At 44.7% G+C, this 6,906-nt stretch carries 3 protein-coding genes and 2 rRNA genes; 3 read left to right on the forward strand and 2 right to left on the reverse strand.

Translation table 11 applies throughout. From position 1 onward, the window contains the following. The first annotated feature begins 78 nt into the window (after window positions 1-78). The 3 genes from FV185_RS07680 to FV185_RS07690 are packed head-to-tail and all read left to right on the forward strand — an operon-like array spanning window position 79 to window position 3,627. On the forward strand, window positions 79-2,100 hold the full coding sequence (locus FV185_RS07680) for a c-type cytochrome (RefSeq protein WP_067495929.1): 2,022 nt from the start codon (window positions 79-81) through the stop codon (window positions 2,098-2,100). Between the two features lie 21 nt (window positions 2,101-2,121). Beyond that, window positions 2,122-3,123: a molybdate ABC transporter substrate-binding protein gene (locus tag FV185_RS07685; protein WP_197457825.1), complete on the forward strand. Its 1,002-nt coding sequence runs from the start codon at window positions 2,122-2,124 to the stop codon at window positions 3,121-3,123. Between the two features lie 18 nt (window positions 3,124-3,141). Continuing rightward, window positions 3,142-3,627, forward strand: coding sequence for a DsrE family protein (locus FV185_RS07690; RefSeq protein ID WP_067495932.1), 486 nt, complete (start codon window positions 3,142-3,144; stop codon window positions 3,625-3,627). Window positions 3,628-3,691: 64 nt separating this feature from the next. Here FV185_RS07690 and rrf read toward each other — a convergent pair. Both rrf and FV185_RS07700 read right to left on the reverse strand, forming a co-directional pair. After that, window positions 3,692-3,805: ribosomal RNA gene (gene rrf, locus FV185_RS07695) — 5S ribosomal RNA — on the reverse strand. Between the two features lie 78 nt (window positions 3,806-3,883). Further along, a 23S ribosomal RNA gene (locus FV185_RS07700) occupies window positions 3,884-6,767 on the reverse strand. Window positions 6,768-6,906 lie beyond the last annotated feature (139 nt).

Here is a 6,906-nt window from a genome sequence, read left to right on the forward strand (position 1 = left end):
AATAATTAATTAATCAAATTAAAAAATCAGGTTTAATAGAAAAAAACATAAAAAAATAAACTTAGGAGAGAGCTTGCAATGACACACCGACTACAATTTATCTGTTTCACTTTATTGTTTGGTTTACTCACTAGCGCCACGTGCTCTGCAGCAAATTCAGTTGATAGTAACAATTTAATTGATAAAGGAGCCTACCTTGCTCGGATAGGCGATTGTGTAGCATGTCACACAAGCCATGACGATCAACCCATGGCGGGGGGAGTCGCATTTAGCACTCCTTTTGGACGACTCTATTCCACCAATATCACCCCTGACCCTGAAACGGGGATTGGTAAATATACTTACCAAGATTTTGCTAAAGCCTTAAGAGAAGGAATTACTCCTGATGGAGAGCATTTGTATCCCGCAATGCCCTATACGAGCTTTGCCAAAATCACTGATGAGGATATGCAGGCTCTCTATGCCTATTTTATGAAAGGAGTTAAACCAATTCATGCTGAAGAAAAACAGAATCAATTACATTTTCCGTTTAATATTCGAGCAGGTATTGCTGTATGGAACCAATTCTTTTTAAATAAAGGTATTTATCAAAATGACAGCACTCAATCGAGCCAGTGGAATCGGGGTGCTTATCTTGTACAAGGTTTAGGTCACTGTGGCTCCTGCCATACGCCAAGGGGTTATGGCATGGAAGAAAAAACCCTATCCGCAATGGGTAAAACCGGCCGTTTTTATCTCTCTGGTAATACCATTGAAAATTGGCATGCGGTAAATTTAAAAAATCATTGGAACAGTAACCAATTCGCAGAGTTCTTAAAAACTGGCCAAAATTCATATGGCACAGCCTATGGCACAATGTCTGAAGTTGTACACCATAGTACTCAATATTTATCTGACAATGATCTCGCAGCAATCGGTGATTATTTAGTAAGCCTTACCCCAGCCAGCACATTCAGCTTTTCAACTACAACGAAGAGTGACGAGAAAGCGCTTTATCACACACGAGGAGGATTAGGATATATCCAATTCTGCTCAACCTGCCATCAGGAAGACGGGCAAGGAGTTACGCATTATTTTCCCACGCTTAAGAATAATACCTCTCTTTTATCTGACAATACCACCTCCTTGATTCATGTTTTATTAACAGGATCCTACGCGCCTAAAACCCATACCTATGAAAGTGGTTTTGCCATGCCAGCATTTCAACAATTGAGCAACAAAGAGATAGCTGAAATTTTGACATTTATCAGAACACAATGGGGAAATCATGCACAAGTTATTCGTGAAGAAGAGGTAGCCACAATTCGTCAACAATTAAATCTTAGTAATACCCTACCAGGAAAATTTAATACCCCACGTTTTGCTGACATGCTAGATCGTCCTAATAGTAGTCAGTTAATTCAAGGGATGTCGATTATGCTTCATACCGCACAGCTGCTACCCAATCATGTAGGCAATGATCTTAACTGTACCAGTTGTCATTTGAATGCTGGAACAGTGGAGTTGGCAGGACCCTATGTAGGATTAACCTCCGTATTTCCAAGTTACAGACCACGCGCGGGAAAGGTAATTGACTTTAAGGATCGATTAAATGGTTGTATGCAACGCTCAATGAACGGAAAACCCTTAGATAAAAACTCTGTGGAAATAAATGCCATGGTCGCTTTTATAGATGCCATGAAATCTCCTGTGGCTCCCAAAGCAGCAATACCAGGTAGAGGGGTAGGTAAAAAAATGTACGCAGTCATTGCCAATGAAACCCATGGTAAAACTGTCTACCAGGAGAAATGCGCTATTTGTCACGGTAAGGATGGTGCTGGATTAAAAGCCAAAGATGGTCATTACTATTTCCCGCCAGTGTGGGGGGCAAGATCATTTAATATTGGCGCAGGGATGAGTCGAACCTATACGGCAGCAGCGTTTGTAAAACATGATATGCCTATCTCAAACAACATGAACTTTCCGTTGGGACAAGGTGGGTTATCTGATCAAGATGCCGTTGATGTAGCCCAGTATTTCACCCATCAAGCTCGCCCAGATTTCGCTAAAAAAACCAAAGATTGGCCGCAAGGTGGTAAACCACAAGACTCTCGTTATTAGTATTCGTTAAGGATATCAATTATGAACAGCACATTAGCTCAATTGAAAAACAAAATGACAAAAAATAAAAGACAACGCCTTTTCACAGTCGTTGTTTCATTATGTTTAATTAGTGCCAATACTTATGCAGAAGATAACTTTTATCCACCCTGGAGTCATGGCAAGAACAATCCAGTTAAGCAAAGAGGACTTGAGATAACTGTACCTGAAGTAGATAACCTACCTGATATTCATGGTGACCCATTTCATTCAGAACTCAACATATTTTTAGGAGGCAATTACTTTTTTGTTATGGCTCCCTTGGTAGAAGAGTTTGTTAAAGAACATCCAGAGTTTGATGGAAAAATTTATTATGAAACCCTACCACCGGGATTACTATACAAACAAATCGAACAACAAGGGGTGATAACTGTTGGCAATATGACCTGGCAAGTACAGGCAGATGTTTATGCTGCCGGCTTACGACGGGTTAACCAACTTATCAAAGATGGCCTTAGCAGTGATAATAAGGCTGTGCCATATGTAACGAATACCCTTGCCATTATGGTACCTAAAAGCAATCCAATACATATTACCTCTCTCAATGACCTAGCAAAACCTGGAGTAAAACTGGTTATGCCCAATCCGCAATTTGAAGGGATAGCCCAACAAATTGAAAAGAGTTTGGTGAAGGCAGGGGGAGAGCAGTTAAAACAAGCGGTGTATGAAACCAAGGTTAGCAATGGTGAAACCATCCTTACCCATATTCATCACCGACAAACACCACTCACACTGCTTGAAAAGAAGGCAGATGCAGGAGTGACATGGCAATCTGAGGCGATATTTCAAAAAAAAATCGGCAATCCAATTGATTATGTAATGTTACCCGATCAAATCAATACACGAGCAATCTACGCTGCGACAACTGTTAAAGGAAGCCATCATCTCGAGGCTGCACAATTATGGATAGATTTTTTACAATCGCAAAAAGCATTATCTATTTTTAAAGAATACGGATTTGCAGCTTACCAACAAACTAATTAACCATAAGGAGTTATAACAATGATTAGAAAGACCATTATCACGAGCTTCATAATATTATCAGCCATAACCACTAATAATACGTTTGCAGAAGAATCTAAATCACACTACGTAAAACCAACTATTCATCATCAAGAATATGGAAACTTAAAAGTAGTAGTACCACTAACTACAGATAACCCAAAAATCCAAGGAATGAAATTAAGAAATATAGAAAACGCAATAAAAGCCACCAAAGAATGGAAAGGACATTTAAAAACAGTAGTTATTCTTTATGCAAAGGGTGTCACTTTGCTTGATCATCCAAATGATGATATTAAAACAAAAATTGAAGCCCTAAAAAAAGAAGATGTCCAGTTTGAAGTATGTAACAACTCATTAAAAGAACAAGGACGAGATTACCATGACTTGTATGACGTAAAAGAGTCAGATATTGTGCCATCAGGTTTTGCTGAGGTTGTATACCTACAACAGAAGGAACACTACGTAGTTAACCCAATCAACTAAATTAAATAATTTAATTAAATAATAGAAAAAAACCCCCTGATTAAGGGGTTTTTTTGAGTAGGGAGTCTGGCGGTGACCTACTTTCGCATGGGCAATCCACACTATCATCGGCGCGGTCTCGTTTCACGGCCCTGTTCGAGATGGGAAGGGGTGGGTCCAAGACGCTATAGCCGCCAAACAAAGCTTAGTCGGTGTCTTCAACTACCAAGAAGAAGTAAATATAAGGTAAATTCACACAGAAGATGTCTGTGATTATAGGATCAAGCCTCACGGTCAATTAGTATCGGTTAGCTTAACACATTACTGCGCTTCCACACCCGACCTATCAACGTCCTGGTCTCGAACGAACCTTTAGGAGGGTTAAACCCTCAGGGAAGTCTCATCTTGAGGCAAGTTTCCCGCTTAGATGCTTTCAGCGGTTATCTCTTCCGAACTTAGCTACCCGGCAATACGACTGGCGTCATAACCGGTACACCAGAGGTTCGTCCACTCCGGTCCTCTCGTACTAGGAGCAGCCCCCCGTCAAACTTCCAACGCCCACTGCAGATAGGGACCAAACTGTCTCACGACGTTTTAAACCCAGCTCACGTACCACTTTAAATGGCGAACAGCCATACCCTTGGGACCGGCTACAGCCCCAGGATGTGATGAGCCGACATCGAGGTGCCAAACTCCCCCGTCGATATGAACTCTTGGGAGGAATCAGCCTGTTATCCCCAGCGTACCTTTTATCCGTTGAGCGATGGCCCTTCCATTCAGAACCACCGGATCACTATGACCTGCTTTCGCACCTGCTCGACTTGTCAGTCTCGCAGTTAAGCATCCTTATGCCATTGCACTATCAGTACGATGTCCGACCGTACCTAGGATACCTTCGCACTCCTCCGTTACTCTTTGGGAGGAGACCGCCCCAGTCAAACTGCCTACCATACACGGTCCCCGATCCAGTTAATGGACCTAGGTTAGAACCTCAATAACATCAGGGTGGTATTTCAAGGTCGGCTCCAGCACACCTAGCGGCATGCTCTCAACGCCTCCCACCTATCCTACACAAATCTCATCAAAGTCCAATGTAAAGCTACAGTAAAGGTGCATGGGGTCTTTCCGTCTAGCAGCGGGGAGATTGCATCTTCACAAACACTTCAACTTCGCTGAGTCTCGGGTGGAGACAGTGTGGCCATCGTTACGCCATTCGTGCGGGTCGGAACTTACCCGACAAGGAATTTCGCTACCTTAGGACCGTTATAGTTACGGCCGCCGTTTACTGGGGCTTCGATCAAGAGCTTGCACCCCATCACTTAACCTTCCAGCACCGGGCAGGCGTCACACCCTATACGTCCACTTTCGTGTTTGCAGAGTGCTGTGTTTTTATTAAACAGTCGCAGCCACCATTTCACTGCAACCCCTTACTGCTCCAGTCGCAAGGACCTTCACATCATCGGGGCGCACCTTATCCCGAAGTTACGGTGCTAATTTGCCGAGTTCCTTCACCCGAGTTCTCTCAAGCGCCTTAGAATTCTCATCCTACCCACCTGTGTCGGTTTGCGGTACGGTCTTCGTGAAACTATCGCTTAGAGGCTTTTCTTGGAAGCTTGGTATCAGCAACTTCATAGTCTAAGACTACTCGTCATCACGCCTCGACATTAACCCCCCGGATTTACCTAAGAGATCTGCCTACACGCTTAAACCAGGACATCCAACACCCGGCTTGCCTAACCTTCTCCGTCCCCCCTTCGCATTCCACAAAGGTATCGGAATATTAACCGATTTCCCATCAGCTACGCTTCTCAGCCTCGCCTTAGGGGCCGACTCACCCTGCGCCGATGAACGTTGCGCAGGAAACCTTGGGTTTTCGGCGAGCGGGCCTTTCACCCGCTTTATCGCTACTCATGTCAGCATTCGCACTTCAGATACCTCCAGCAAGGTTCACACCTCACCTTCTCAGGCCTACTGAACGCTCTCCTACCATATCATTACTGATATCCCTAGCTTCGGTGCATGGTTTGAGCCCCGTTACATCTTCCGCGCAGGACGACTCGATCAGTGAGCTATTACGCTTTCTTTAAAGGATGGCTGCTTCTAAGCCAACTTCCTGACTGTCTTCGCCTTCCCACTTCGTTCTCCACTTAACCACGTCTTGGGGACCTTAGCTGAGGGTCTGGGTTGTTTCCCTCTCGACACCGGACGTTAGCACCCGGTGTCTGTCTCCCACGCTCACACTTTCCAGTATTCGGAGTTTGCCTTGGTTTGGTAGATCTAAACGACCCCCTAGCCAAAACAGTGCTCTACCCCCAGAAGTGATACGTGAGGCACTACCTAAATAGTTTTCGGAGAGAACCAGCTATTTCCAGATTTGTTAAGCCTTTCACCCCTATCCACAGCTCATCCCCTAGTTTTTCAACACTAGTGGGTTCGGTCCTCCAACAGGTATTACCCTGCCTTCAACCTGGCCATGAATAGCTCATCTGGTTTCGGGTCTACACCCTGCGACTATTCGCCCTATTCAGACTCGCTTTCGCTACGCCTCCCCTATTCGGTTAAGCTTGCCACAGAATGTAAGTCGCTGACCCATTATACAAAAGGTACGCAGTCACCCCTTTCGAGGCTCCCACTGTTTGTATGCATGCGGTTTCAGGTTCTATTTCACTCCCCTCCCGGGGTTCTTTTCGCCTTTCCCTCACGGTACTGGTTCACTATCGGTCGATTACGAGTATTTAGCCTTGGAGGATGGTCCCCCCATCTTCAGACAGGATTCCACGTGTCCCGCCCTACTTGTCGCAACCCCAGTTCCACCACTAATCCTTCGCGTACGGGACTATCACCCACTATGGTCGGACTTTCCATTCCGTTCCGCTAAATTAATGGCTAAATGTTGCAGGCTCTTCCCGGTTCGCTCGCCACTACTACGGGAATCTCGGTTGATTTCTTTTCCTCTGCCTACTTAGATGTTTCAGTTCAGCAGGTTCGCTCCTCATGACCTATGTATTCAGTCATGGGTACCCTCGCGGGTGGGTTTCCCCATTCAGACATCTCCGGATCAATGCTCGTTTGCCAGCTCCCCGGAGCTTCTCGCAGGCTACCACGTCTTTCTTCGCCTGTAATCGCCTAGGCATCCACCACATGCACTTATTCGCTTGATCCTATAACCTCAGACACCTACTTCCATAAGCATCTAAAATCATACTCTCCATGTGTTTGTTTCATCACCAGCAGCACCCTTAAGCACCACCAGCAATGCAATCTACCCATTTCTTTACTTCTTCCTGATTGTTAAAGAAC

Source organism: Ferrovum sp. PN-J185 (assembly GCF_001581925.1).
Lineage (GTDB): Bacteria > Pseudomonadota > Gammaproteobacteria > Burkholderiales > Ferrovaceae > PN-J185.

Excerpts from the sequence above, each read along its gene's own strand:
- FV185_RS07685 (WP_197457825.1), top strand. The coding sequence starts at position 2,122 with ATGAACAGCACATTAGCTCAATTGAAAAACAAAATGACAAAAAATAAA.
- FV185_RS07690 (WP_067495932.1), top strand. The coding sequence starts at position 3,142 with ATGATTAGAAAGACCATTATCACGAGCTTCATAATATTATCAGCCATA.
- FV185_RS07680 (WP_067495929.1), top strand. The coding sequence starts at position 79 with ATGACACACCGACTACAATTTATCTGTTTCACTTTATTGTTTGGTTTA.